The 25,693-nt window shown below is 42.2% G+C and carries 26 protein-coding genes and 1 other RNA gene; 17 read left to right on the forward strand and 10 right to left on the reverse strand.

The annotated features are described in order from the left end of the window. Positions 1 to 204: 204 nt before the first annotated feature. The 12 genes from EIP89_RS10690 to hemL all read left to right on the forward strand — a co-directional run bounded on the left by EIP89_RS10690 (position 205) and on the right by hemL (position 12,918). Entirely contained in the window at positions 205 to 1,323 is a 1,119-nt protein-coding gene (locus EIP89_RS10690) for an alpha/beta hydrolase (RefSeq protein ID WP_218019367.1), read from the forward strand. Positions 1,324 to 1,586: 263 nt separating this feature from the next. Beyond that, positions 1,587 to 1,904 (forward strand): thioredoxin, encoded by a 318-nt coding sequence (gene trxA, locus EIP89_RS10695; protein WP_124398678.1) that lies wholly within the window; start codon positions 1,587 to 1,589, stop codon positions 1,902 to 1,904. A 48-nt stretch (positions 1,905 to 1,952) separates the two neighbouring features. Next, a complete protein-coding gene (locus EIP89_RS10700; protein ID WP_124398679.1) occupies positions 1,953 to 2,900 on the forward strand; it encodes a DUF58 domain-containing protein in 948 nt (315 codons plus the stop codon). A 139-nt stretch (positions 2,901 to 3,039) separates the two neighbouring features. Further along, positions 3,040 to 5,445: a polysaccharide biosynthesis tyrosine autokinase gene (locus tag EIP89_RS10705; RefSeq protein ID WP_124398680.1), complete on the forward strand. Its 2,406-nt coding sequence runs from the start codon at positions 3,040 to 3,042 to the stop codon at positions 5,443 to 5,445. Then, positions 5,442 to 6,257: a 3'(2'),5'-bisphosphate nucleotidase CysQ family protein gene (locus tag EIP89_RS10710; RefSeq protein ID WP_124398681.1), complete on the forward strand. Its 816-nt coding sequence runs from the start codon at positions 5,442 to 5,444 to the stop codon at positions 6,255 to 6,257. Before EIP89_RS10705 ends, EIP89_RS10710 begins: the two co-directional genes overlap by 4 nt. Continuing rightward, positions 6,254 to 6,646, forward strand: a complete 393-nt coding sequence (locus EIP89_RS10715; protein ID WP_124398682.1) for a diacylglycerol kinase family protein — start codon at positions 6,254 to 6,256, stop codon at positions 6,644 to 6,646. The genes EIP89_RS10710 and EIP89_RS10715 overlap by 4 nt, the downstream gene beginning before the upstream one ends. A 4-nt stretch (positions 6,647 to 6,650) precedes the next feature. Further along, on the forward strand, positions 6,651 to 6,947 hold the full coding sequence (locus EIP89_RS10720) for a hypothetical protein (RefSeq protein ID WP_124398683.1): 297 nt from the start codon (positions 6,651 to 6,653) through the stop codon (positions 6,945 to 6,947). A 37-nt stretch (positions 6,948 to 6,984) separates the two neighbouring features. Further along, a complete protein-coding gene (gene mutL, locus EIP89_RS10725) occupies positions 6,985 to 8,829 on the forward strand; it encodes a DNA mismatch repair endonuclease MutL (RefSeq protein ID WP_124398684.1) in 1,845 nt (614 codons plus the stop codon). Between the two features lie 16 nt (positions 8,830 to 8,845). Then, the gene (locus tag EIP89_RS10730; protein WP_124398685.1) at positions 8,846 to 9,604 is read left to right on the forward strand and encodes a rhomboid family intramembrane serine protease; all 759 of its coding nucleotides are present in this window, start codon (positions 8,846 to 8,848) and stop codon (positions 9,602 to 9,604) included. Between the two features lie 54 nt (positions 9,605 to 9,658). Next, complete coding sequence (locus EIP89_RS10735; RefSeq protein ID WP_124398686.1) at positions 9,659 to 10,531, forward strand: rhomboid family intramembrane serine protease; 873 nt, start codon at positions 9,659 to 9,661, stop codon at positions 10,529 to 10,531. A 15-nt stretch (positions 10,532 to 10,546) separates the two neighbouring features. Further along, complete coding sequence (locus tag EIP89_RS10740; RefSeq protein ID WP_124398687.1) at positions 10,547 to 11,629, forward strand: endonuclease/exonuclease/phosphatase family protein; 1,083 nt, start codon at positions 10,547 to 10,549, stop codon at positions 11,627 to 11,629. Beyond that, positions 11,629 to 12,918 carry a glutamate-1-semialdehyde 2,1-aminomutase gene (hemL, locus tag EIP89_RS10745; protein ID WP_124398702.1) on the forward strand — a complete coding sequence of 430 codons (1,290 nt, stop codon included), beginning with the start codon at positions 11,629 to 11,631 and terminating at the stop codon, positions 12,916 to 12,918. The genes EIP89_RS10740 and hemL overlap by 1 nt, the downstream gene beginning before the upstream one ends. 379 nt (positions 12,919 to 13,297) lie before the next feature. Here hemL and EIP89_RS10750 read toward each other — a convergent pair whose 3' ends face one another. Genes EIP89_RS10750 through fahA form a run of 5 tightly spaced genes read right to left on the reverse strand, consistent with a single transcriptional unit; the run spans position 13,298 to position 17,219 of the window. Continuing rightward, a complete protein-coding gene (locus EIP89_RS10750; protein WP_124398688.1) occupies positions 13,298 to 14,413 on the reverse strand; it encodes a DUF6268 family outer membrane beta-barrel protein in 1,116 nt (371 codons plus the stop codon). Between the two features lie 3 nt (positions 14,414 to 14,416). Beyond that, positions 14,417 to 14,878: a DUF2147 domain-containing protein gene (locus tag EIP89_RS10755; RefSeq protein ID WP_124398689.1), complete on the reverse strand. Its 462-nt coding sequence runs from the start codon at positions 14,876 to 14,878 to the stop codon at positions 14,417 to 14,419. A 13-nt stretch (positions 14,879 to 14,891) separates the two neighbouring features. Further along, positions 14,892 to 15,404 carry a hypothetical protein gene (locus tag EIP89_RS10760; protein WP_124398690.1) on the reverse strand — a complete coding sequence of 171 codons (513 nt, stop codon included), beginning with the start codon at positions 15,402 to 15,404 and terminating at the stop codon, positions 14,892 to 14,894. Then, positions 15,401 to 15,913 carry a phosphoribosyltransferase family protein gene (locus EIP89_RS10765; protein WP_124398691.1) on the reverse strand — a complete coding sequence of 171 codons (513 nt, stop codon included), beginning with the start codon at positions 15,911 to 15,913 and terminating at the stop codon, positions 15,401 to 15,403. Before EIP89_RS10765 ends, EIP89_RS10760 begins: the two co-directional genes overlap by 4 nt. Positions 15,914 to 15,938: 25 nt before the next feature. Then, positions 15,939 to 17,219, reverse strand: a complete 1,281-nt coding sequence (fahA, locus tag EIP89_RS10770) for a fumarylacetoacetase (protein WP_124398692.1) — start codon at positions 17,217 to 17,219, stop codon at positions 15,939 to 15,941. Between the two features lie 50 nt (positions 17,220 to 17,269). Here fahA and glyA point away from each other — a divergent pair, with 50 nt between their 5' ends. The 3 genes from glyA (at position 17,270) to EIP89_RS10785 (ending at position 19,288) form a co-directional block, all read left to right on the forward strand. Beyond that, entirely contained in the window at positions 17,270 to 18,553 is a 1,284-nt protein-coding gene (gene glyA / locus EIP89_RS10775) for a serine hydroxymethyltransferase (protein ID WP_124398693.1), read from the forward strand. Positions 18,554 to 18,601: 48 nt separating this feature from the next. Next, an RNA gene (gene ffs / locus EIP89_RS10780) (signal recognition particle sRNA small type) lies at positions 18,602 to 18,700 on the forward strand. Positions 18,701 to 18,727: 27 nt separating this feature from the next. Further along, positions 18,728 to 19,288, forward strand: a complete 561-nt coding sequence (locus EIP89_RS10785; protein ID WP_124398694.1) for an AAA family ATPase — start codon at positions 18,728 to 18,730, stop codon at positions 19,286 to 19,288. Here the strand turns inward: EIP89_RS10785 and EIP89_RS10790 are convergent. The 5 genes from EIP89_RS10790 to EIP89_RS10810 form a co-directional block, all read right to left on the reverse strand. Then, entirely contained in the window at positions 19,279 to 20,772 is a 1,494-nt protein-coding gene (locus tag EIP89_RS10790; RefSeq protein WP_124398695.1) for a T9SS type A sorting domain-containing protein, read from the reverse strand. The two genes, EIP89_RS10785 and EIP89_RS10790, sit on opposite strands and share 10 nt — an antisense overlap. 137 nt (positions 20,773 to 20,909) lie before the next feature. Next, positions 20,910 to 22,445 (reverse strand): T9SS type A sorting domain-containing protein, encoded by a 1,536-nt coding sequence (locus tag EIP89_RS10795; RefSeq protein WP_124398696.1) that lies wholly within the window; start codon positions 22,443 to 22,445, stop codon positions 20,910 to 20,912. A gap of 76 nt (positions 22,446 to 22,521) precedes the next feature. Beyond that, a complete protein-coding gene (locus EIP89_RS10800) occupies positions 22,522 to 23,160 on the reverse strand; it encodes a hypothetical protein (RefSeq protein ID WP_124398697.1) in 639 nt (212 codons plus the stop codon). 45 nt (positions 23,161 to 23,205) lie between these two features. Further along, on the reverse strand, positions 23,206 to 23,817 hold the full coding sequence (locus tag EIP89_RS10805) for a DUF429 domain-containing protein (RefSeq protein ID WP_124398698.1): 612 nt from the start codon (positions 23,815 to 23,817) through the stop codon (positions 23,206 to 23,208). Continuing rightward, the gene (locus EIP89_RS10810) at positions 23,814 to 24,383 is read right to left on the reverse strand and encodes an SRPBCC family protein (protein WP_245966146.1); all 570 of its coding nucleotides are present in this window, start codon (positions 24,381 to 24,383) and stop codon (positions 23,814 to 23,816) included. The genes EIP89_RS10805 and EIP89_RS10810 overlap by 4 nt, the downstream gene beginning before the upstream one ends. Positions 24,384 to 24,452: 69 nt before the next feature. On the opposite strand from EIP89_RS10810, the gene EIP89_RS10815 reads away from it, so the two are divergent. Then, on the forward strand, positions 24,453 to 25,094 hold the full coding sequence (locus EIP89_RS10815) for a 7-carboxy-7-deazaguanine synthase QueE (protein WP_124398700.1): 642 nt from the start codon (positions 24,453 to 24,455) through the stop codon (positions 25,092 to 25,094). A gap of 1 nt (position 25,095) precedes the next feature. Beyond that, on the forward strand, positions 25,096 to 25,693 hold a 598-nt coding region (locus tag EIP89_RS10820), incomplete at its 3' end, for a cytochrome-c peroxidase (protein ID WP_218019369.1).

Here is a 25,693-nt window from a genome sequence, read left to right on the forward strand (position 1 = left end):
TCAAAAATCAATTTTTTGAAATATCACTACCAAAAACCTGCTTTAAGTCTAATTCATTTTTTGTAACATTAAATACCATTTAAAAACTGATAAAAAAAAGCTGCCCTCTTTTAGGACAGCTTCTTTTCTTTTAAATTTTAAATAGCAATAACCATAAACCTTAATCTAAATCCTTAACCATTTACCTTTAACTCCTTCTAAAAATTGCTTCCAATCGCCAAGACCATGGAATCAAACTCCATTGACCAATCCAAAGAAACTCTCACCTTAAGCCTAAAAACCATCCCAAACCTCGATCGGCCTATTTACCTCACGGGCAATTTTAACAATTGGCAGGTAGACGACCCAAAGTTTGAACTCAAAAAAATCAACGCTGATACGTATGAATATACTTTCAAAAATCTGTCAAACCTACCTGACCAAATTGAATACAAGTATACCCTTGGCGATTGGCACCACGAAGAGCTCGATGAACACGGACGCCCGCGCCTGAATCGGAAAATCACCAAAACAGCCCGTCATATCTATGACTTCGTACCAAATTGGCGCAATCAACATCAGACTTTCCGCCAAGAGTTCCTCCCGATCATTCAGCCCATTGAGGGTTCGTTTAACATGCCTGTTAAAATCCAAACCCGCCGAATTACTGCCCTTTTGCCCTGGGACTATCACATGTCAACCAAGCGTTATCCAGTACTTTACCTACAAGACGGCCAAAACCTTTTCGACGAATACGCCCCCTATGGCAACTGGGCCCTCGATAAGCGCCTAGCTCGCCTTGCCGAAAAGGGCCTTCACGAGGTCATCATCATCGCCATCGATCATGCCAGCGATAAGCGCATCCTCGAGTTTACCCCATCTGAAAAGACTGCTCTCGGCGAGGGTCTAGGCCGCGAATACAGCCACTTTCTCGCTTACGAGCTCAAGCCTCACATTGATCGGCATTTGCGCACATTGCCCTATCGCGAGTTTACAGGTATAGGTGGCAGCAGCCTTGGTGGACTGATCACCCTATATGCAGCCATTACTCAGCCGGAAGTTTTTTCGCGCCTCATGGTTTTCTCCCCCTCCTTGTGGGTTCAACCTTCTCTTATCCAGCAGTTTCTCAAAATGGATCCCCCGTATTGCGGTCGCATATATATGTATGGCGGAGGCTGCGAAGGCTCAGGTGTAGTAGAATACCAGCGTCAGCTCCATACCGGCATTCAGCACTCTGGCAATCCTTTCATCAAGAGCAAGCTTTCTGTCAATCCACACGGTCATCACAGTGAGAGCGAATGGGGGCGCGAGTTCCCGAAAGCCCTAAAATGGCTCTTTTTTTAATAAACTCATTACTTTTCATACGGAAGCGGAATTGCTGCTGCTAAAAGAATCATTACCGACTTTTAAGTACAAAAATTTTAAAGCTGCTTCTTATCAAAATGCCATTAATATCTCCGAAAAAAGCTCAACGTACAAAAAAGGAAAAGATCACTGTTCGAGACTTCTTGGGCTTTGATAAACGGACTCTATCACTTCATATTATCGAGTTAATCTTATTCGAGCATCCCTTGTACCTTTGTACCCACAAATAATATGTCGAAACAATGACCGTAGAACTCAACGAAAGAAACTTTGACGAAATCGTCGTTAAATCTGATAAACCTGTACTTGTTGACTTTTGGGCAGAGTGGTGTGGCCCTTGCCGTATTATAGGACCCACCGTAGAAGAGCTTGCCAAGGAGTACGAAGGCAAGGCTATTGTAGGTAAAGTAAATGTAGATGAAAACATTTCTGTAGCCTCAAAATACGGCATTCGAAATATCCCAACCCTTCTTATTTTCAAAGGTGGGCAAGTAGTTGACAAGCACGTAGGTGTAGCTTCTAAAAGCGTTTTGGCTGAAAAGCTCAACAAACAACTCTAAAAAAACAGAAAAAAAGCCGGATGGTCCGGCTTTTTTATTTCCATTAAGTTGAAATCCAACGAAGTACAACTGCCTGGCCAATACGATTTTGGCTCGCTTGAGTGGATCTCAAAGCAGCTGGCCAATGGCTTTATGAGTGGCTATCACCGAAGCCCGTACCACGGCTTTTCGGTCGAATTTGCCGAGCATCGCCCTTATAATGCCGGCGAAAGCATCCGCTTTATCGATTGGAAAGTATACGCCCGCACCGAAAAACTTCTCATCAAAAAATTTGAGGAAGAGACCAATCTGCGCTGCCGCATATTGCTCGATACCAGCTCTTCCATGTACTATCCTGCCACTGAGCCACAATACATTACACCCGAAAATCCATCGAAAATTCACTTTTCCATTCTTTCTGCTGCGGCACTTATACATCTTTTTAAATCCCAGAGAGACAGCTTTGCCCTTACCTTTTTCGATGAAAACTCTTACACGCACACCAGCGAAGGCAGCAGTGCTCTCCATCAGCGCCAGTGTTTCGAGCATCTTAAAGCTGCTCTCCCCATGCCCGCTACACAAAAAAGGCGACAAACTAAACTACCGGAAGTGCTCCATCAACTGGCCGAAACCAGTCCAAAAAATTCACTTCTTATACTGTTCAGTGATCTGATATTACCCGACCAAAATGCCTTTGATGAGCTTAACAAATCCTTTAATCATTTAAAATTCAACAAAATACAACTACTGATTTTCCATACCCTTCACTTTAAAACAGAAATCGAATTTGAATTCGATACTTCAGCACCCATCATACTCGTTGACGCTGAAACAGGTAAGGAAGTAAAAGTGTCGCCAGTAGAGGCAAAAGAGGTTTACAAAAAAAATATCCTAAAGCAAATCAAGAAATTACACGCTTACTGCCTCGATACTGGAATTGATATTCATCTCTCTGATGTACAAGCTGGATATTATCATGTACTATCTGAATACCTTAAAAAGCGCAGTCGAAAATAAACCTATAAAAAGTATATCTACATAAAATTCAATTAATGTCAAAAAGTAAAAAATCGCAAATTCAAAAAAAATCTAAAAATGACTTTGGATTGTCCATTTAATTTGGACCCTTGTAATACAAATATTATTATTGGTGTAAATGTCAGTTTATAATTATCAAAAAGACCCTGACCTTTTCGAAGATCCGGAACAAGAATTATCATTTTCGATTAACGAGCTTTATAGTAAACTCTTTAGATACTGGAAATTATTTGTTTTTTCACTACTTGTAGGCATCTCAGTAGGAATATTCACATACTTTTACACTACCCCTAAGTACGAAGCCAAAGCTATGCTACTGCTCAATGTAGAAGATGATGGTAGTAACGCCTTCAAGAGCCTACAAGAACTTGTGAGCAGCTACAACCCTCGATTGATGTATGAGAATGAGGTAGTTGTGATGAAATCTAATAACCTTTGTCTGCGTACCATTAAATCCTATGATTACGAAGTCAGTTACTTCAAGCCAAATTTTTTCAAGCGATCAGACATTACGTTTTCAAGTCCCATCCAGGTAATTTTTGATGATGAAAAATGGCAACTTCTCAACACAGAATTTATTCTTTATAATGTAGACGAATTTTCTCAAACCTATCGATTAAAGATTAAAAAACCAAGTGGTAATTTATACAATTATACCACACAAGAAAAAATGATTGTTACTGAGATTAAAAATGAGATCGACAAATTTAATAACTCCAATAAAAAGTATATTTTTGGTCAATGGATTGAGTCACCATTCTTCCGATTTCGAATAGAGAAAAAACCAGGAATAGAAATTGATAGTGATATAATTTTTACATTTAATCACCCGCACGATTTAGCTTTGAAATTATCCAATAATCTTAAATTTTCACCCACAGCAAAGGAAAGTTCAGGGGTCGATATCACTATTCAGTTTGATACACCAGAAAAAACTCAATTTTTATTAAAAAAGCACATTGAGGAGTATCAAAAACTTGGCAAAGAAATCAAAACAGAAAATATTACAAAAACACTTAATTTTATAAATGAACAGCTGGTCAATCTACAAGATTCACTTCGAACTCTTGAAGCGAAAATTCAACGAATGCGAGCTAGCAATTTACTTATCAATACTGCTGAACAAGGTGTACAATTTCTCATCAAATTACAAGAGTTAGACAAAAGAGACTTTGAACTTCGAATGATTGAAAAATATTTGAGGAGTCTAATATCTTCATCGGATGGTTCAGACTATGGAATAAGTACTGTACCGCAAGCATCTGGCATCAATGATCCAGTTTTATTATCCTTGATCAATCAACTGAATCAATTGAAAATTCAACGTAGAAAGCTCGGGGATATGAGCGATAATAATCCAATTATTCGACAAATAAATGAACAAATTAAATCCACACTCCAGCTTATCCGTCTAAATGCCGAGACTTTATTAAAAAACAACAATGAGGAACTAATTCAAAATGCTGCTAAAATTAGAGAAATAGAGAATAAAATAGCTGAGATACCTGGGCTTGAGTTAGGGATGATTTCAATAGAAAGAAACTATAAAATCATCGAGAATATTTACAACTTTTTTCTCTATAAAAAATCTGAATTAGAAATTAATCTTAACTTTAATAAATCCGGAATATTATTTATTGATTATTATACATTTGAACCTGTCAAAAAATCTCCGAAACTCATTTTAAACGCTGCAATTGGGGGTGCATTTTTATTTTCATTGTCATTTTTTATTGTATTCTTTAAAATTGTAACTAAAAATACAATTGATGAGGTAACAAACTTTAAAATCTTTAATCACATAAATTTCATCGCCCAAATACCACATAGTAGCCACCCTGACCCAAATGTTGTAGGTAATCATCCGCAATCTATTGTTTCAGAATCATTTAGAATACTTCGCTCTAAAATACCATTTTATAAAAATCCCGATGAGGGATGTATAACAATTCTTATTACAAGCTTTATACCCGGAGAGGGTAAAAGCTTTGTGTCGCTCAACTTAGCAATTCTTTTGGCTTTGGGGGGTAAAAAGGTTCTTTTGATAGGAGGTGATATGCGAAAGCCCAAGCTCTACGACGAGTTGAAAGTAAAAAACGATGTGGGCTTAAGTACTTTTCTATCCGGTCATTCAACGCTCGATGAGGCAATCCGCTTCACTTTTATTAATAATCTCTTTTTTCTAAGTGCGGGACCCATTCCTCCAAATCCGAGTGAATTGCTTATCACGAAAAAATTCGCTGAACTTATGAGTTTGGTCAAAGAGCAATTTGAATATATTGTAATTGACTCTCCTCCCATTTTAGCTGTAAACGATGCCAATGAAATAATGAATTATTCAGATATAAATTTTATGGTTGCAAGGAAAAATATAACTCAAGTATCGTTCTTAAAAAATTTAGAATATAACTTGATGAAAAATCAATTAAAAAACGTAGGTGTGATTCTAAATGACTTCGATGCTTTAGATGTCATTTATGGGTTAGGCTCGCAAGCAAAAGGATATGGATATATTAAAGAATGAGGGAAATAATAAAATTAGTAAAATTTGGATTAAAAGCTGCTTCACAAGCTAGCCGAGTTATATTGGATATTTATTACAACAACGATTTTACTATTTCCGAAAAAATAGACAAAACTCCCGTTACTCAAGCTGATGTGTTTTCTGATGAAGTTATTCACGATGTTTTATCTGAAACTAAAATTCCAATCACGAGCGAAAAAAGTGAATCGATGGAAGATGAATCAACTTGTAAAGATGTTTACTGGCTCGTCGATCCGCTCGATGGTACAAAGGAATTTATCAAAAGAAACGGCGAATTCTGCGTTAATATTGCTCTCGTAATCAATGGTTTACCAATGATTGGTGTAATTGCCATACCTGTTCAAAACACCCTATTCTGGTCAGTGGCAGGCAAAGGCGTTAAAAAGATGTCTGTACAAAACTGGCAGTCAATGGATAGTAATAATGTTCAACCTTTGCCAAAGCCTAAACTTCCCATTGATGGAGAAAAAGTAGTATTTCTCCGGAGCAAAAGCCATCATTCAGCAACAAAAACGAAATTTCACGATAAACTGTCTGAACGATTTGCTATCGAGAATATATCTGTGGGCTCTGCTATTAAGTTTACCTATTTGGCCGAAGGCAAAGGACATATATATCACCGCTCAGGTCCAACGATGGAATGGGACACTGCTGCTGGGCACGCTTTGTTGCGTGAGGTGGGTGGTAATATTATAGATCTTTCCACCGAACAAGAGTTGATCTACGGCAAAAAAGCTGCTCGAAATCCAGAATTTTTGGCTACTGTCTTACCTAAGAGCTTGATCTTATGAAATTTAAAACCAGGCGCTACATCGTAAAGCGCAAACATGCTTTTCAGTTTGCCTTCTTTGGAATCAATGAGTTGATTCAAGAGTCGCACTTTAAAATCCATCTCATAGCCTCAGCTATCGTGGTGTTTTTTGGTATTTTACTGAGAGTTAGTTTTTTGGAATGGGCAGTATTGCTAGTGTGTATAGGCATGGTGCTTACGGCCGAGGCGATTAATTCGGCCATCGAAACAACTTGCGACTTGGTGATGCCCTCGCGGCATCCCCTTGTAAAACGCATAAAAGACATATCTGCTGGCGCAGTGCTCATAGCCGCTGCTGCCGCTGCACTAGCAGGCTTATTCATTTTCTTGCCCAAATTGTATCTTTGGGCGGTGGTATTGTTCAAATGACTTCATGAGTAAATTTATTTTTTTTCGTACTCCCAAACCCAAAGGATTTTCCTATAAACCACTGTATTACGACGAGAGCAAAGAGCGCATCGAAAAATTAAAAAAACAACTTAGTGACGCAGAATCTATTGATGCTGCTGATGTAAATCGCGAAGCCTTACGCATCGAATTGAGACATAATATCCAGCGTCTTCGCAACACAAAACCGCGTTCTGCCTCCATGCAAAACATTCGGTTGTTGCTCATTTTAATGGCTTTACTTTTTCTCTTCTGGTATTTACTCAAACCAGTAGTTTCTTAAAATAATCAATCGATTAAGGGTAATCTCTCCGTAGCCCATGAGCACCAGTGTTATTAAGCTCTTACCAGATCACATTGCCAATCAAATCGCAGCTGGCGAGGTAGTACAGCGTCCGGCTTCGGTCGTTAAGGAGCTTTTAGAAAACTCTGTGGATGCCGGGGCTATTCAGATTACGTTGCTGATAGAAGATGCTGGCAAAAGTTTGATAAAAGTGATCGATAATGGCTGTGGAATAAGTGAAACAGATATTCGCCTCGCCTTCGAACGCCACGCAACTTCTAAAATCCGAAAAGCGGAAGACCTATTTGCCATCACTACGATGGGCTTCCGTGGCGAAGCTCTGGCTTCAATAGCTGCCGTGAGTCAAGTAGAATGCGTCTCTAAAACTCCAGATAGCTCTACGGGAACACGCCTCGTGATTGAAGGTGGCAAGGTAAAAGAACAGCTCCCAGAAGCCAGCATGACGGGAACTTCTATCGCCGTTAAAAACCTCTTTTTCAACATTCCTGCCCGTCGAAATTTTTTGAAGTCAGACAGTGTGGAGCTGCGCCATATTTACGAAGAGTTCATCCGCATTGCGCTCGCACATCCCGATAAGCGGCTCAAGCTCGTAAACAACGGCACAGAAATTTACAACTTGCTGCCTGGCACTCACAAACAGCGAATCATATCCATCTTCGGTAACAAAATGGCCGATAACCTCCTTCAAATACGAGAGCAGACAACGGTCATTACTATTTCGGGTTTTCTTACAATGCCCTCAGTTGCCAAAAAAATAAAAGGCGAACAATATTTCTTTATCAACAAGCGCTTTGTAAAAAACAGCTACCTCCATCACGCCATCATGGCTGCTTACGAAGGTCTTTTACAGCCTGAAACGTATCCCTCGTATTTTGTATTCATCGACATTGATCCGGCTGAAATCGATGTTAACATCCACCCCACTAAAACAGAGATTAAGTTTAGAGACGATCGTACTGTATATCACTTGCTTAAGGCGGCAGCTCGCAAAACGCTGGGCATTAACGCAGTATCACAACCCATGGATTTCGATGTGGAGCGTTCCATTCATATACCCTTTGACGAAACAAAAACACCAAAAATTCCGACCATCGAAGTTCACCCTGATTACAATCCCTTTACGAATCCCGCACCGCAGGGCAGGTCAGTAGAAAAAATTCAAGTTCCTACTGTAAACATCCCTAAAAACTGGGAAGAACTCTACAAAATAGCCGCGCTCACCAAGGCTGATGTGCAGAACTCAGATCCACCTGAAAATGATTTGATTGCTCTGACCCAACAAATCGAAGTTTCACTCCACGAAGAGACGGAGATCTTTCAATTGTTTAAAAAGTACATTGTGTACAAAAGAGGTTCGCAGGTCTTTATCATTCATCAGCAATATGCACATGAGCGGGTTTTGTACGAAAACTTTCAAAAATCCATTCGAAATAGATCTATTCTTAGTCAACAGATGCTTATCCCTGTAAAAATTGAATTTACTCCGCACGAAATTGAATATCTAAGTAAAATCAAGCATCTGCTTAGCGATTTTGGTTTTGACTTTGAATGGATTGGCAGAAATGAGATCGCTCTCTACGGAATGCCGGTAGATTTACAGATTGAACACGCAGAAGAAATCTTTAAAAATCTATGTCAAAATCTCACGGAATATTCAGATGCTGAAGAAGTGATTAACGACGTACTTTGCCGACAGATAGCCTTTGTTTCGGCCTATCGTTCAGGACAGATACTGCACCAGGAAGCAATGGCTCGTTTGGTCAACGAATTGTTTAAACTCGAAAATCCGGCTGCTGGCATTCGCCGAAAAAAAACTTTTATACAACTACAATCTACTGATATAGATAAATGGTTTAACTGATATTTAATCAACGCTAATGTATTATCAACCAGTTCGCTTTAATCTGCTGCCTGAAGTAATCAAAAATCTTTTGATTATCAACGGGATTTTCTACTTTGCTACGTTTTCTTTTCGAAACACTTTTGGCCTTGATCTCAATGAAATTCTTGGCCTCTATTTACCTGGCTCACCCCATTTTAAGCCTTACCAGCTGGTCACACATATGTTTATGCACGGCAATTTTGGCCACATTTTCTTCAACATGTTTGCCCTGTGGATGTTTGGAACCAGCATCGAAAACTACTGGGGAGGGCAGCGCTTTCTGGTGTATTACTTCTTTACGGGTCTCGGTGCGGCTGCACTGCATTTGGGCGTAAACTATTGGGAAATGCTTCAGCTTGAGTCCATTTTGCGCAGTGCAGGTTTTGACAATACAGATCTTGCTATGGTGCGCAGCGGACAGGTTGACCCTGGCCTGGCTATTGGCGTGTCAAGGGATGTGATTCAGCAGTATTACCTAAAATTTAATGTACCTACCGTAGGTGCTTCCGGAGCTGTATTTGGCGTGCTCCTGGCTTTTGGTATGATGTTTCCAAACCAATACATCTTTATCTATTTTCTTTTTCCCATCAAAGCAAAATATTTTGTGATGATTTACGGAGCTCTTGAGCTCATTAATGGGCTTAGCAGCGACCCCTCTTCAAACATCGCGCATTTCGCCCACTTAGGTGGTATGCTTTTCGGCTATATTTTGATCAAATACTGGCAAAACAAAACCGATCCAGACTACTATTAATTCGATTTTTGCCAATCTTTATTTCATGCATTACTTTGTAAAAAACTACTTCCAATGAGGTCAGAATTTCAGAGATTGATGCGCGATGGAGACATGCTCACTCGATTGATAGTGATCAACGTATTAGTGTTTGTAATTGTAGTTTTTATCAAGCTTTTTCAGTTTTTACTCCAAAGAAATTTTGCCGACCAGATAATTGAATGGTTTACACTTCCCACCTTCCTGCCATTGCTTGTTCTTCGGCCGTGGAGTTTATTGTCGTACATGTTTCTGCATGAGGCTCCATTCCACTTAATCTTTAATATGTTATGGCTCTATTTCGGAGGGTTGATTTTCTTGAATTTTTTCAGTGAACGTCAGCTTTTAGGCACATACATCACCGGTGGTCTGATGGGTGGACTCCTTTATATTTTATCCTACAACATCTTTCCTGTTTTCGAGCCGGTGGTTGCTTCTTCTACCAACAGAGGTGCTTCAGCTGCAGTAATGGCCATCATCATAGCTGCCGCTACATATGCGCCCAATTTTCCCGTTCGGCTGTTCTTCGTACTCGAAATTCGCCTATGGGTTGTGGCTGTAATTTCTGTGCTTTTTGATTTAGCCAGCATTGAGCGTGGCAATGCTGGCGGACATATCGCCCATCTTGGAGGGGCTATCTTCGGATACCTAATGGCCAAGTCGTACAACAAAGGCATAAGCCTTACGCAATGGGTATTTGACCTATCCGATGTTGTTTTGCGAATCTTTAAGCCCAAAAAACTCAAAAAAGTGTACGCCTCTAAGGGATATACAAAAGTGTATTCAAAAGATGCAAACCTCTCCGATAGACAAAGGCTTGACCAAATACTGGATAAAATCTCCCTATCTGGCTACGATAGCCTGAGCAAAGAAGAAAAAGAATTTCTCTTTAAAATAGGCAAGCAATAATCCCTTCGAAAGCCCTTGAAAACTCTCCTAAATTCTCTGCTTTACCTTCTTCATATAGCCATAGCGTTACTTATGCTCATATCGGCCTACTCGTGCTACATACCTCCCGATATTTTAAAGTATGTCGCTATTGCTGGGCTGATGTTTCCGGTTTTATTTCTCCTCAATCTGTTGTTTGGTCTTTATTGGCTTATACGATTGCGGCTAAAAGTGCTACTTTCCATTATAACTATAGCTGCCGTAATTCCACAGGTAAATTCCATTTTTCAAAATTTTTTGCGAAACGAAGAGGTGTACAACTCCGACACTGTCACATTCACTTCGTTTAACGTTCGGCTGTTTAATTATTGGCATTGGGTCGATGTCGATGTGAAGACGGAAATTCCTCGATTGCTTGACTCCCTGGGCACTGAAGTACTCGGCATTCAAGAATTTTACAAAAGCCAATACTCACCAGATTTATCTCAATTTAAATACCGCCATATTGTTACCGGTTACGAAAACAAAGATTTCGGACTTGCAATTTTCTCCAAATATCCAATGCGAAAAAAAGATTTTGTGCCTTTTGAAGCCGATGCAGTTGAAGATCGTGGAGGTTTTATTTATGCCGATATCGAAACAAAACTCGGACTTATTCGCGTAGTATGCGCACATTTGGTTTCTTTTAAATTGACCAACGAAGACCTCAGCCTAGTCGAAAAACCCGATATTGGCGAAAATACCCACAAGCTCAGAGCTGATTATATCACGCTGATCGGCAAGATCAATAAGGCTTTTGAAAAACGTGCTCTTCAGGTGCGTGAGCTCAAGCGTTTTATAGCTGATAGCCCTTATCCTGTTGTGCTTTTGGCCGATCTCAATGATACACCCATTTCTTACACTTATAAAGTACTCACCCAGCACCTAAAAGACCCTTTTACCCAAGCTGGTACCGGCATCGGCCATACCTACAATCGCACGCGCTATCCCTTTCGAATCGACTACGTGCTGCACAGTCCAAAGCTCGAGGCCATTCGCTATACAGTAGCTCAGCGACCTATATTGTCTGACCACTATCCCGTCACAGCCGTATTAACTCTCAATACTTCCATCCAATGATGATAAAAAACTCCACTAAGACCAGCCATCTACTTTTTGAACGTGCCCAAGCGAGCATACCAGGCGGTGTAAACTCGCCCGTGCGCGCTTTTAAAAGCGTAGGTGGCACACCCGTATTTTTTAAAGAAGCACGGGGCGCCTATCTGTACGACGAAGACGGTAACCGCTACATCGACCTCATCGCCTCCTGGGGCCCTATGATTTTAGGCCATTCGCATCCGGCAGTAGTTGAGGCCGTTGCTCGTCAGGTCCACAAAGCCACCTCATTTGGGGCTCCTACGCGTCTGGAGATCGAGATGGCCGAGCTTATGAAAGAAATGGTGCCCGGCCTTGAGCTCGTGCGCATGGTTAACAGCGGAACCGAAGCCTGCATGAGTGCCCTGCGCCTGGCACGCGGCTACACAGGCAAAAACAAATTCATCAAATTTGAAGGCTGCTATCACGGGCATGCGGATCCCTTCCTCGTAAAAGCAGGCAGTGGAGTGGCCACATTCGATATCCAATCCGTACCCGGTGTCACTGGCGGTACTGCTCACGATACCCTCACTGCACCTTACAACGACATCGAAGCCGTGCAAAAGCTCATCGATCAGAATCCGGGCGACATAGCTGCCATCATCGTAGAGCCCGTAGCCGGCAATATGGGTTGCGTACCCCCTCAACCAGGCTTTCTCGAGAAGCTGCGCGTCATCTGTGATCGCTATGGCATCATCCTAATCTTCGACGAAGTGATGACTGGCTTTCGCCTCGCTCAGGGTGGCGCACAAGAGCGCCTTGGCGTCAAGGCCGACTTGGTCACCTTTGGCAAGGTAATAGGTGGAGGCCTTCCCGTTGGTGCCTTTGGTGGCAATCGCGACATCATGAGCGCCATCGCCCCCCTCGGCAAGGTGTATCAGGCAGGTACCCTCTCTGGCAATCCCCTTGCAATGACTGCCGGCTATACCACTCTATCCATTCTGCACAACAATCCTCAGATTTACTCTGAGCTCGATCACAAAACACAACTCCTCGAGCAAAAGCTCTCTGAAGTCCTCTCAGCCAACGGTTGGCACTTCACCTCCAATCGCCTCGGTTCCATGCTCTCTTTTCACTTCGACATCGATCAGGTAACTAACTTCAGCGAGGCCGCTGCAGCCAATCAAAACACCTTCCGCCGTTTCTTTCACCACATGCTCAGCCAGGGAGTTTATTTGCCCCCATCAGCCTTCGAAAGCTATTTCTTGAGCAACGCACTTACCTTCGAAGATATCGACTTCATAGCCGAAGCAGCCAGCACATTCACAGCCTGAACTTTTTCAAGCCATCTGTACATCTGCAGCCGGCCAACTTTCTAAGCCGGCTTTTAACTTTTTGTTTTTTGGGCGTGCCCTCAGCAGGTTGCCCTGTCGGGCATCTGCTTCGGTCGGGCTAGTGGCTCATATTCGCCTTGTGCGCGGGCACAGCACAATCTGGGTGCGTTGTCTGTCCTTTCGGACCAGCCATCCGCTCCCAGTGTGCTGTCTGCCCACCCACTGCGGCTCATATCCGCCACTATCCCTCACGCAGACTATAGCACCGGCTTTTTCGCTTGTAGTTATACAGTTTGTACTTTCTGAGTCTTTTACAAAAAAAGAAAAACCGCCACTTTCTCAAGGGCGGCTTTTTGTTACACATATGAAATTTATCTTTTTAGGGACTTACATAATTGATCGAAATATTGAAATAAAATGCCCCATCCGTCTGATTTCGCATGGCATAGGGATGAGTGCGCAGCAGGTTGAAAAAGTCAGGTTGTCCCTTTTCTAATCTATCGCCATCGAAGGAGTACATCACTCGATACCCGGCCTGCAGACCCAGCCACCAGAAACCAGAAATCTGCCGCTGGTAATCTAACCGGAATCGAAGCTCTCCCCTGCGAATCAGGAAGTTCACATCATCGTTGCTAAATTGTCGGATTCGATAGCTCGATCCCTCCAGTTCATAGCCAAAGAGCACCATCGAACGGGGGTTAAACGTGTAGCGTCCATGGCCTCGGGCTGGCAAGAGAAACTCTATTCCCCATTTCCGGCTCAGCGATGTCCAGTTATAGAGCAATAATGGAATGTAGTTCATACCCCCGGCGCGGTAGGTGCGCGATATACCCACAGCCCACTGTTTCCTGTCGTTAGGGCGCTGGCCATACAGTATAGCACCTGAATATAGCAATTGACCTTCCAGTGGATTCAACCAGTCATAATTTCCACTCAGGTCGAGCTGTAGCTGGGCGATGATGAAGTTTTTCTCATCAAACGGCACGTAAAAAGTATTTATCCAGTTGCTAGTCTTTAGGCCATATTGATGGAGGGTATCGGTCAGGTGCATGAGAGAGTCGCGCCAGTTTTCAAAAGATCGTTTTCGAGCAGTGTATTGTACATCCCACACATTGAGCATAGACTGCCACAAGAAGCGATTGTTTGAGATGATTGGCGCCATCAGTTGTAAGCGAAAGCCACCTGTGTAGGTGGCTAGTCCTTTTTCTGCTTCGTAGTTCAGGTTGGTGCTATCCGTCGCGTATGTGCCTAATTCTGTAAAGCGCATTTCGTAAGGCAACTGTACATCCCAGCCCAGCGAAACAAAACGCTGTGGCGACATGCCAAAGATGCGCGCATTTGCATAGGTCTTGGTGGGCTTGCCGAGGTATTCTACCTGTCCGTAGTCTTCTTCATCTTCCTCTTCATCTTCTTTTGTCTCAGTAATTACCTGTGCCATCATGGGTAGCACTGCCAGGTAGAGCAGTAGGGTCCAGTGTGTTAATCGCTTAGCCATAGATTAGTCTTTTTTCTTCACTGCTACCCGGGTCCACACATCAGTTCTGCCGAGGGCTTTTACTCCGATATACCCTCTAATGTCCAGAGTGTTTTCATCGCGCATTTTGATAACACAGCTGTAAGTATTGCCATTTTCAGGATCGTAGATGGTTCCATCTATCCACTCGCCTTTTCCGCCGTATTGAAAGTCCTTGAGAATTCTGTAACCTTTTAACGGTACCTGGCGCATCGATTCATCAGGGTTGTTTTTGTCTACTTTGGGTTGATTGGTTACTGGATCGATAGGTTCGCGTAACCATACAATTTTACCATAATATTTTTCGCCAATTTTTTCGATTTTAATGCGGGCTTTTCCATGTGAGGGTTCCCATACGCCTATGAGCTGGTCTGCTTCAACATTTTGAGCTTTTATAAAAAAAGTTGTAATCCAAGTAATTACCAGCGAGAGCAGGATTTTTTTCATAGCGTTTTAGTTTTTAATAGTTAATAGAAATTTTGAATTTAACAACAGCAGAAAAATCCGTTTCCAAATCTTCTGCCAAATCCACATCGGTTACCACATTTACGGCATCCAGTTGTAAAAACTTTTCAATGCCTTTTTGTTCTTCTGCAACCAAAAGTTTTACTGACGATTCATTTTCACCAATATTATTTGCGAAAGCAATCTTTTGCATGTCCACATTTCTGCCTGAGATTTCAACCTTTGCAGCTTTTACTTTGAAGGACGGGTCAAAATCAAGGATTACTTCTTCGATGCGCGCTGATTTGATTTTTGTTTTGCCGAAATCAATTTCAGGAAATAATTGGGCAAGGTCAACCTTCCAAATACCTACAGCCGTGTTTGACCCTTCATAGAGCGGTCCTTCAGCGGTTACTTCCACAGTTACATCTGCCAGGGCAGTTTCAGGGTCTTGTTTACACTTTGAGGTAGTCAAAACAAATCCGATTGCAAAGAGTGCAAAGAGCAAACGATGTAAAATTCCCTTCATTTTAAAATTACTTTATAGTGATTGCCTGACAAATCTACAAAAACATGTTCTTGCAACGACGTGGATAACTGAATGCCTACAACGTCGCTGAAAACCGGAAATCTCTTGTGGTTTCGATCGACCAATACAGCTGTGGTGAGCGAAGCAGGATTGTAGTTTAAAAAGGGTTTAAATGCATAAAACAGGGTACTTCCGCTATTGAGCACATCGTCTACAAGCACAATGTGTTTCCCATTTACATCAGGTAGTGAAGGGTTGATTTGAACAGGATACAAGTGAGGTGTTTCCTTGCTAAGGCTAAGCTCAAAGGAGTGTATTGTGAGAGGAGCTATTTTTTGTAAATGATCTTTCAGCAAGTTGCTCAAAATATTGCCGCGTGGTGTAATTCCTACAAAATAAATATCCTTAGCCGTGTAATGATTTTCGTAAATCTGCCAAGCCATCCGCTCGATGATGTGGCAGATGCGGTTATGATCCAAGATGGGCGTTTCTGTATACTGAGTTTCCATAAGAGTCGATTGAATAGAACGAATTTTAATAATCGATGGCCGGCAAAATGGTAGTTGTAGCTTCTCCAAAGCCAATGTAGAGGTCTTCGCGCTCGCAATACCCGCGAATGATGATGGTATCGCCGTCCAGAATGAAGGTGCGCTCACTGCCGTCTTCTAATTTTACGGGTTTTGTCCCCTTCCAGGCCAGCTCGAGCATAGAGCCAAAACTATCGGGTGTGGGCCCGCTAATGGTGCCTGAGGCCATCATGTCGCCAGCTTGAATGTTACAGCCGTTTACAGTATGATGGGCGAGCTGTTGGCTCATATTCCAATAAAGGTATTTGAAGTTACTTCTGCACACCGTCGTAGGCTTTCCATCACTCGGTGCAATATCAACTTCCAAATGGATATCAAACGTTTTTTCGCCAGAGGTCTGAAGGTAGGGGAGTAGTTCCTTTTCTGGTGTCGGACCAGCACATCTGAAGGGTTCGAGGGCTTCGAGTGTCACGATCCAGGGCGAAATAGTAGAGCCGAAATTTTTTCCCAGAAAAGGCCCAAGGGGTTGATATTCCCACTTCTGAATGTCGCGAGCACTCCAGTCATTAAAGAGCACAAGTCCAAAGATGTATTCTTCGGCTTCATCTACCTTAATGGGTTGGCCTAAAGGTTTGCCGCTGCGCGTTACAAAAGCCACCTCAAGCTCAAAGTCGAGCTGTTTGCTGGGTGAGAAGATGGGATTTTCAGCATTAGGTGGCACGATTTGTCCCCATGGCCTGTGAAGGTCAGTACCCGATACCACAATGCTCGATGAGCGCCCATGATAGGCAATGGGCATGTGCAGCCAATTGGGCATTAAAGCATTTTCGGGCCCTCGAAACATAATGCCCACATTGGTTGCGTGTTCTTTCGAAGAGTAAAAGTCTGTATAGTCACCAGGTTTGACAGGCAAGAGCATTTTTACTTTTTCATGTGGTACTAAAATGCTGTTTTTTAGCTCTTCATCGAGTTTGTAAAGGCCGGCATGTGTATCAGTAAATAGTTCGATCAGCCGCTCTCTTACAGCCAGATGAGTTGCTTTTGGCAGGGCTATGTAATCATTGAGATATTCAGCTGCCAGGTGTTTCAGCGTGAGGCCATCAGCCCTTAAAAGCCCACTTTGGAACAGAAGGGAAAGGTTGATTATAAAATCACCTATTCGAGTCACAGCTGAATGGGTGCCGTCTTCAAAAAGACCAATTCCGTAAGGCAGGTTGTACACCGGAAAAGGATGTTTCGGCGAAACTTCTATCCAGCTCTTGAGGTTTTTTACTTCGCGTATATGCATTTGATTTGGATATTTGACCAAAATTTACAACGCAAACCTACATCAGATTTATGTGGAAAGACGACTATCTTTTTGACCTGATAAAGAAAGAAAAGAAACGCCAAACCGACGGAATTGAGCTTATTGCTTCCGAAAATTTTGTGAGCGATCAGGTGATGAAAGCCATGGGAAGCGTATTGACCAATAAATATGCTGAAGGCTTCCCCGGTAGGCGTTACTATGGTGGGTGTGAAGTAGTTGATGAAGTAGAGACGGAAGCCATCAACAGGGCTAAATTGCTCTTCGGGGCAGAATATGCTTGCGTGCAGCCACACAGCGGTTCTCAAGCGAATGCTGCAGTTTATCTCGCCGTTCTAAAACCCGGCGATAAAATCATGGGATTTGACCTGTCACACGGCGGTCACCTCACACACGGCAGTCCGGTCAGTTTTAGTGGTAAGCTTTATCAAGCAACCTTTTACGGAGTTGAAAAAGAGACCGGACTGATCGACTACGACAAAGTACGCGAGCGCGTTTTAGCCGAGAAGCCTAAACTCCTCATTTGTGGAGCATCAGCTTACAGCCGAGATATTGATTATGCTAAATTCAGAGCTATTGCCGATGAAGTAGGCGCCTTTTTGTTGGCCGATATTTCGCACCCTTCCGGATTAATCGCCAAAGGCGTGCTCAATGATCCGCTACCTCATTGCCATTTTGTGACAACTACTACCCACAAGACCTTGCGCGGACCACGAGGAGGATTGATCCTGATGGGTAAAGACTTTGAAAATCCTTTCGGGCTCAAAACGCCAAAAGGCGAAATTCGTATGATGTCATCTCTTATTGATGCTGCAGTTTTCCCGGGCGTACAGGGTGGGCCACTCGAACACGTAATTGCCGCCAAGGCTGTAGCCTTTGGCGAAGCTTTGACGGACAACTTCATGCATTACATTCTGCAAGTGCAGAAAAATGCGCGGGCTATGGCTGATGCCTTGATTCAGATGGATTACCATATCATCTCCGGTGGAACTGACAATCACTTGATGCTCATCGACCTGCGCAACAAGAACATCAGTGGAAAAGCAGCTGAAACAGCCTTAGGAAAAGCCGGTATCACGGTGAACAAAAACATGGTGCCGTTTGACGACAAGTCTCCCTTTATCACTTCTGGCATTCGAATCGGTACACCAGCCATTACCACCCGTGGTCTGGATGAGAAAGATTGTAAAAAAATCGCTCATTGGATTGACGAGGCACTGCGTCACCATGACAACGACAAGAACCTCAGCCAGATTCACAAAGAGGTGAATAAATTCATGCGAGAGTTTCCACTCTTTCATTGGCATAAGGCCTGATAGGTATTAAGTTTTTATTAAACGAAGCGCATTACTACTTTTGCAACCGGGCAAGTCCCATACAACCAGCTCCTCGTGAATCCCCCAGGTCAGGAATGAAGCAAGGGTGGCGGGTCGCAGCGGTGTGATATGGTCAGCTTGCCCTTTCTTTATTATGTGTCATCTGCAAGACGAATGCATATAGAACCCAAAAGAGTAGTCATCACAGGCGGGCCTGGTAGTGGAAAAACCACCATACTCAACCAACTGAGAAAGAGAGGATTTCCCGTTTTCGAAGAAATCTCCAGAGAAATAATCCGACAGAGCCTTCAATCTGGCTCAGATATTTTGCCTTGGGACAATCTGATGGACTTTTCACGTGAAGTGTTTTTCAGACGTGCCAAGCAATATCATGCAGCTAATGATGGATTGAGCTTTTACGACCGCTCAGTGATTGATACCTTGGCCTATCTGCCTCTCGACAACCTGACTCCTGACGAAGAAATGACTTCCTGGGCCCTACATCACAAATACTTTCCTTCAGTATTTATCGCTCCGCCGTGGCGTGAGATTTATAACCGCGACCCGGAGCGCAGAGAAGATTGGACCACTGCTGTACGAATTCACGATTTCCTCACAGAAACGTACACAAAATTTGGTTACACACTTATTTCAATTCCTTTTTATACCCCTGAGAAAAGAGCAGAATTTATTTTGAGGAAAATTGAAGAGTTAGAACAATTTGGTTATCGATGAATGTGTAGCTTTTTAGTAATCGACTGGTTTAAAAAATTGATTCTAATTATATACATGCCACTTGCCAGAAATTCTGTAGATATCTTCTCTTGAATGTTGTCAGTAGATGCCGATAAGACTTCTCTGCCAGTGAGGTCAAAAATGGCTATTTGGGCGAAAGATTGTTGTGGAAATTTTATCTCAAAATAATCTTTTGCGGGATTGGGAAAAATTGAAATTTTTTCAACGATTTTTTCTTCTATTTGACCTAAAGTTCCTCGATAAAAATAGAGAATTTTATTGTATCTTCTAGGAATAACGCTCTGTTCATAGCTCAAGTCATATTCTTCCAAAATTTTATCATTTACAATTGTGCGTATCCATTCTGTACCATATTTATAAAGAGAATCTTTTGATATGTAAACTCGGCCCCTTATGTATCCCAACTCATCGTAGTAGAAAAATAAATCGCCTGTATAGGTATATTTCTTGTCTAAATTATTAAAATTTTCACTGATTATTTTGCTTATTCTGTCGCCTTCATATACAAACGTACCTCTTGAAATTTTTAGCCAGTTTCCGTTAAAAAACTCATATTCCGTCTGAAAGAGTTTTCCATTTTGATAATATGGAATTACTCTCTCAAATGGGGTTAAGAAGTTATCTTTTATGTAAAATGTATAGGTAGTGGGGCCAAATCCTGTATTCATATCTGAATAATACGATGAAGTAAACCTAAAATAATGGTCATACAGTTGAGAACATATATACTTAATTTTTTGGTCTAAGGTATATCTATCGATATATCCATATTCCCATGTCATATCTTCCATTTCCCCATATTTTTCAGCTCCACTCAGTTGTCTATCGGAAGTAGGCAATCCGGTGACAGGGTGATACTGAATGTTAGTGAATACTAAATGACCTTTATGATTATAGACTTTTGAGGGTTTTTGTGAAAAATTGTATTCGATAAAGATCGAATCTTTTTCCACTTCAAGCCATACCCCGTCAGGTCTTTGTGCATATCGTTTAATTACTGTCAGATTGTTGTTATGATCAGTTATGAAATGGTACTTCATTGGATGAGGTGTTCGCCATGGCTCGAGATAGGCGATTAAAGAATCCGGATATTTTCCTGCAGAGTAATAAAAATGTATTGACCGAGGGTAGCCTGTATCTGGTTTTGAATATACATAGGCTATTCGCCCGTCAGAGGTGTAATGTAACACATCGTAGCGGTAAAGGTTATATGACTGTGTCTGGTGATCGTATTTTAGGCGGACGATGGAATCAGGAGTGAGCTGTACTTGCAGCTCTGAAGTGGTTAATTTTGGAGAGGTGTAGCCCGAGAAGTGTGAAGAGGGGTGAAGAAATTTTGAAAGAAAAATAACCTCAGTCAGTGTAGGAATGGATTGTATATCTTGACCTTGACCGGTGATCGCAAAGAAAAAATATAAGCTTAAAACTCCAACATAATTGTTAAGGCGTAACTGATGAAACATCAAACAAAAGTTTTATTGTTTCAAAATAAATGATTAGATTCAGATTAAAAGATGACTTTTGGCATTTATTCACAAAAATAAAAACCCTCCCAAAAAGCCAGATTGGGAGGGTTTTGTTTTTATAATTTTAGTTTCTCTTATCGGATGATAAGTTTTCTGCTGATGGCAAAATCAGTGCTTTTGACTGTCATAATATATATACCGGCAGGTAAACCTAGAAGGGAAATTTCACCATTCTTACCCGGTAAGGTAATGTTTTTCATCGTTTTACCGCTGAGATCGGTAATTGAAATTTTCCAGTCAGACTCAAAAGGTAAAATAAGATTTACAGCCGAAAATGCTGGGTTTGGATAAAGGTTTATAGCGATTTGCTTGTCCTGAAATTCGCTCAAAGAAATGTTGCTATTATAGAAGAATAGGTCTTTTGAGTAGGGCACAAAACCATTGCCTGAAGTGTAATTAGTATATGTTTCTTCAGTTAGCTTGCCGCCAGTGTAGATTCTTTCTTTTTTGAATCCAGTTGTATCAATTGACTGTGCTGTGTAATAAATGTAAAGTTCTCCATTGTAATTACCTTGTGTGTCATATAATATCAGACGCCGGTTATCGAGCACAAAAGAAGATCCTACTTTTGTTTGATAATCTATGACTTCTAATTTTCCGGCATTAACAGTAGGGATGATTCTACCTGCGGTATCCCAAGATGTGCCGTTGTGCTCTTGTTTAGTTAGAAAGGCGATGGCATTGCCACTGTAACTGGGCAAAAGTCTTTCTGTTAGCTTCAGTTGCATGGTAGCAGGGTCGAGTTCACTGGCTTGATAACTGGTCGGTCCTTGGTTGTATGCATAGTTAAAAGTTTCAAACAGCACATATCTTGGATAGATATCAGTGCATAGAGACTCGTAATCCATAAAAATGCTACGGATATCGAGATGCCCCAACTCCCAGGTACAGTTTTCATATTTGATGAAATCTACTGGTACCCCGGTTTGGGCAAGGTCGATGGCAAAAGTCAGATCTTTTTCGAGACCGGTAGAGGCATCATAAGTAATGTTTTTTATTGTCATTACATTTTGGTAAGGGCCACCTTGTTCTGAAACGAAGTATTTGATTTCAATTGGTTTAGGAGGATTAGCGTTATTGTTAATTACATGTACCGAATCGGCTAACGACAATGTCCAGCTGTTGTTTACCCAGTAATATGTCTTAGTTTTTATCAGGTAGTTTTGGTTATCGTAAAACAATTCGAGCTTTTCATCAGGCTGTGGGTTAGCAGAGGGATTTGTATCTACAAGAATAGTTGTCGCATAAGGAGATCCAGAATATTGAAAATCAATGGTTTGTACCAAATTGCCTTGCATAAAAATTTTAACATAATCTACTTTTTGATCGGCGGAATATTGAATCAACTCATAACCAATTTGATTGAATTGAGTACCGTCATGATTGAAATTAACAATGGAGTCTGGTATCATCGTAGTAGCCGGCTTTTGGTGTAGTGAAGATGAAAAGATACCAGCGGTACGCATCATTTTTGTAAGTTCAGCGCGCGGATTCCTGCGAAGTTCTTCGAGTTGTTTTTTCTTTTTTAGTTCATATTCTTTAATTGGACCTGCTGATAAAAGGAACAAAGAACTCAGTAACACAGTAATAGAAATGGCGACTCTTTTCATAGTTGTTATTTTTTGTTTTTTTAAAAAACGACAAAAAGAATTCCTCAGGTTAGGACAACTCTACCGAAATAGGCTTTTAAAACTGTTGCAACTGGATTTTTTCTTTTAAAGTCTTGCAATCCTTTTGTGAACATTGTTCTTGAGGCCTTCTGTCAACGGATATGATTTCCGGGCCAAAAGGGCAGTTAGTGCGGCACCGGAGGCGATAGTGATTCGAGCGTTTGTCAGTCATAAAAACCACAGCTGTCTTCTGACCGCTAAGACTTTCCATAAAATACTTTACAAAGCGCGCATCAGAAGTGAGGTGATATTCTACTCGAGTGATCTGGTAGCCGTCGTTGGGCCAGAATTTGGAGATATAATCGTTCAGCTCATCGGCGTAGTGGTAGAAATTTTGACCAGCCTTAGACACCTCTTCCATGGCTCGGCGACCTGCATAGATGGCAACTAGTCGGCTGCCTTCATAAAGCGTGAGCATAGGTTGGCAATCGTCGCAAGCACACTTGATATCAACGCCTTCCATAAACATCTTTCCTCTGCAGTCGGCACTGCATAGGTAGCGGCATTCGTACACCCAGCTTTGAGAAGATTGAGCTCTTAGATCATTAAATGATGTGTTGAGTAAAACTGCGAAAAACAATATTGATCTAAAAGAATATTGAGATATCAGTAAATTTGTATTTGTCCATAGTGATTTAATGCGGTGTTGAAACATACTAGGGTGCATTTGCTTGAATTTTTCCAGTCAAAAGTACACTTGTTAGTAGTAAATAAGGCCTTCTTTGGGGTCGCCCAGGGCAGTGGCTTTTTTGCACCGGTATTTCATAGCCGACATGAGGGCAAGCAGTGCGTCGAAGTGGTGCCAAGAATCAATAGATGATTCTTTAAATGATATGACTGGGTTGAAGAGTGATGCAATTTTAGTACGGCAGATCTGTAGGTGAGTTTTGTCTTTTTTATATCCTAACGCCAGCAAGTCGAGTTCGCTTGCAAGGAGTTTTGGATAAGTTTCAAAAACGGGAATGCCCATCAGTGCGAGTTTATCGCGCAGGCGTATGGCTCTGGCAGTAAGGCCTCCCAAAAACATGGGCGACATGGCGCCACACTGTAGGTCGGCTTTTCGATAGAAGTAATCGTCGAAGCCTTCGAGACCAGTGTATCGGCCGGGTAAGGACAGAGGCGCATCGAGGAAAATGAGATCAGGGGAAAAGTGAAGGGTCGAATGCTCTATAAAAGCGTCGGCGTCCTCATCTTTTTTACAGGTAAGGAAGTATATTTTATAGGGTTCATAAACCGCTATGACTGTGGAACCGGCATATCGACTGCCGAAATCAATACCAAAGAGTACACATTCAGGTGGTAGGCATGTCATTGAGTTTTGAAAATTTCACTAATAACGCGGGTGCGATAGCTAAAAATTTTTTGTAGTCGTGGTTTTATGAGGATGGGGTGCAAAAAATTGCCGAAAGGAGCTAAAGGAAGCTGATAGCTTACGATGTCGGTTACGAGTATGCCTTGGTCGGTTTGTCTAAAATGGTGCTCGTGATGCCACATTGCGTAAGGTCCGATGCGCTGCTCATCGACAAAAAACTCATACTTACGAATGTGGGTAATTTCAGTAACCCATTCGGTGGGGATACCGAACAGTGGACGAACAGTGTAAGCGATGATGAGGCCTTCGTACATCTCATCGGGTACAGGAGTTTTGATGACGAACCCCATATCGGGTGGTGTAATGCGCTGAAGATTAAAAGGTGTGGCAAAGAATTTCCACACGCTCTCCATCGTATCTTGAATGAGTACTTCTTCTCGTAGTTGGTACATGAGTGTTTGAAGTTTTTCAATAAAAGAAAAAATGTGGGAAAATTGTTTATTGTCGTAGTGCATAGAGCTGTAGAATTGTTGATGGCTGGAGGAGGTACATATACCGCCAAGCATTGAGGCACGCTCTGTGAAAAAAAACAAAAATCAATATGGCTGCAGGGAGCCAACGTACCTTTGCGATGTATGAATGTGCACGACAAAGAAGTAAATGAAAGACTGGTTGCTGATGGGCGCTATGTGCCACTGATGGAGGAGTTTTATACCATTCAAGGCGAAGGTTTTCACACAGGTAAGGCGGCTTACTTTGTTCGTATCGGTGGGTGCGATGTAGGCTGCCATTGGTGCGATGTGAAAGAGAGTTGGAATGCGGCTTTGCATCCGCCAACGGCAGTAGAGGAGATTGCTGAGCATGCGGCAAAGCATTCAAGCACTGTGGTGGTAACTGGTGGTGAACCTCTAACCTGGAATATGGGGCCACTGACTAAAGCATTGAAGGATCGTGGAATAACGATACACTTGGAAACTTCTGGCTCTTATCCAGTTACAGGTGTGTGGGACTGGGTATGCCTGTCGCCTAAAAAGACAAAACCTCCTCTACCTGAGTGGTATGCACTGGCTAATGAACTGAAGGTGATCGTGTACAATAGGCACGATCTAAAGTGGGCCGAAATGCACGCTGAGCGAGTAGGCGAGGGATGCCTGCTGTACCTGCAGCCTGAGTGGAGCAGACGAAAAGAGGTGATGCCGATGATTGCTGAATATGTGATGGCAAATCCGAAATGGAGGGTTTCACTGCAAACGCATAAGTACATAGGAATACCGTAAAATGCTCAAGATTGGTAGTTTTTTGGCATTGCTTCTATGGCTTGTAGCTGCATGCTCTGGAGGTAAAGATGATACAAAAGATCATTGGACAGGACCACACTGGGGCTTTCCGAGTGTGCCTTATCCATCCGATGCCTTGCCTACAGTGGAGCGAGTGGCGCTAGGGCGAAAGTTGTTTTTCGATCCTGGATTGTCGATCGATTCTTCGGTGAGCTGTGGTACGTGTCATAAGCCTGAGCTAGCCTTTACCGATGGATTGGAAAAAAGTATCGGTCACGCGGGTCAAACGACTGCCCGTAATGCTCCAACACTGTACAATGTGGCATGGCATCCGTACTTTTTCAAGGAAGGTGGCAATCCGAGATTGGAATCGCAGATGCTCGGACCTTTGGAAAATGCTGAAGAAATGGCGACAAATGTGCCCCTCTTAATAGATAGAATCAACGCAAATGAAGAATATCGAAAACTCTTTAAAAAGGCCTACGGAGTAGATACGATCGACTTTTTTCACCTTAGTAGGGCGATTGCTACTTACGAGCGATCCCTAATTTCAGGTTTTTCTCGTTGGGATGCTTGGTATTATAAAGGAGAGCCCACTT

The sequence above is a fragment of the Thermaurantimonas aggregans genome (assembly GCF_003851885.1).
GTDB classification, from domain to species: domain Bacteria; phylum Bacteroidota; class Bacteroidia; order Flavobacteriales; family Schleiferiaceae; genus Thermaurantimonas; species Thermaurantimonas aggregans.

Coding starts and splice junctions, on each gene's coding strand:
- trxA (WP_124398678.1), top strand. CDS start 1,587: ATGACCGTAGAACTCAACGAAAGAAACTTTGACGAAATCGTCGTTAAA.
- EIP89_RS10705 (WP_124398680.1), top strand. CDS start 3,040: ATGTCAGTTTATAATTATCAAAAAGACCCTGACCTTTTCGAAGATCCG.
- EIP89_RS10710 (WP_124398681.1), top strand. CDS start 5,442: ATGAGGGAAATAATAAAATTAGTAAAATTTGGATTAAAAGCTGCTTCA.
- EIP89_RS10715 (WP_124398682.1), top strand. CDS start 6,254: ATGAAATTTAAAACCAGGCGCTACATCGTAAAGCGCAAACATGCTTTT.
- EIP89_RS10720 (WP_124398683.1), top strand. CDS start 6,651: ATGAGTAAATTTATTTTTTTTCGTACTCCCAAACCCAAAGGATTTTCC.
- mutL (WP_124398684.1), top strand. CDS start 6,985: ATGAGCACCAGTGTTATTAAGCTCTTACCAGATCACATTGCCAATCAA.
- EIP89_RS10730 (WP_124398685.1), top strand. CDS start 8,846: ATGTATTATCAACCAGTTCGCTTTAATCTGCTGCCTGAAGTAATCAAA.
- EIP89_RS10735 (WP_124398686.1), top strand. CDS start 9,659: ATGAGGTCAGAATTTCAGAGATTGATGCGCGATGGAGACATGCTCACT.
- hemL (WP_124398702.1), top strand. CDS start 11,629: ATGATAAAAAACTCCACTAAGACCAGCCATCTACTTTTTGAACGTGCC.
- EIP89_RS10750 (WP_124398688.1), bottom strand. CDS start 14,413: ATGGCTAAGCGATTAACACACTGGACCCTACTGCTCTACCTGGCAGTG.
- EIP89_RS10755 (WP_124398689.1), bottom strand. CDS start 14,878: ATGAAAAAAATCCTGCTCTCGCTGGTAATTACTTGGATTACAACTTTT.
- EIP89_RS10760 (WP_124398690.1), bottom strand. CDS start 15,404: ATGAAGGGAATTTTACATCGTTTGCTCTTTGCACTCTTTGCAATCGGA.
- EIP89_RS10765 (WP_124398691.1), bottom strand. CDS start 15,913: ATGGAAACTCAGTATACAGAAACGCCCATCTTGGATCATAACCGCATC.
- fahA (WP_124398692.1), bottom strand. CDS start 17,219: ATGCATATACGCGAAGTAAAAAACCTCAAGAGCTGGATAGAAGTTTCG.
- glyA (WP_124398693.1), top strand. CDS start 17,270: ATGTGGAAAGACGACTATCTTTTTGACCTGATAAAGAAAGAAAAGAAA.
- EIP89_RS10785 (WP_124398694.1), top strand. CDS start 18,728: ATGCATATAGAACCCAAAAGAGTAGTCATCACAGGCGGGCCTGGTAGT.
- EIP89_RS10790 (WP_124398695.1), bottom strand. CDS start 20,772: ATGTTTCATCAGTTACGCCTTAACAATTATGTTGGAGTTTTAAGCTTA.
- EIP89_RS10795 (WP_124398696.1), bottom strand. CDS start 22,445: ATGAAAAGAGTCGCCATTTCTATTACTGTGTTACTGAGTTCTTTGTTC.
- EIP89_RS10800 (WP_124398697.1), bottom strand. CDS start 23,160: ATGTTTCAACACCGCATTAAATCACTATGGACAAATACAAATTTACTG.
- EIP89_RS10805 (WP_124398698.1), bottom strand. CDS start 23,817: ATGACATGCCTACCACCTGAATGTGTACTCTTTGGTATTGATTTCGGC.
- EIP89_RS10810 (WP_245966146.1), bottom strand. CDS start 24,383: ATGCTTGGCGGTATATGTACCTCCTCCAGCCATCAACAATTCTACAGC.
- EIP89_RS10815 (WP_124398700.1), top strand. CDS start 24,453: ATGAATGTGCACGACAAAGAAGTAAATGAAAGACTGGTTGCTGATGGG.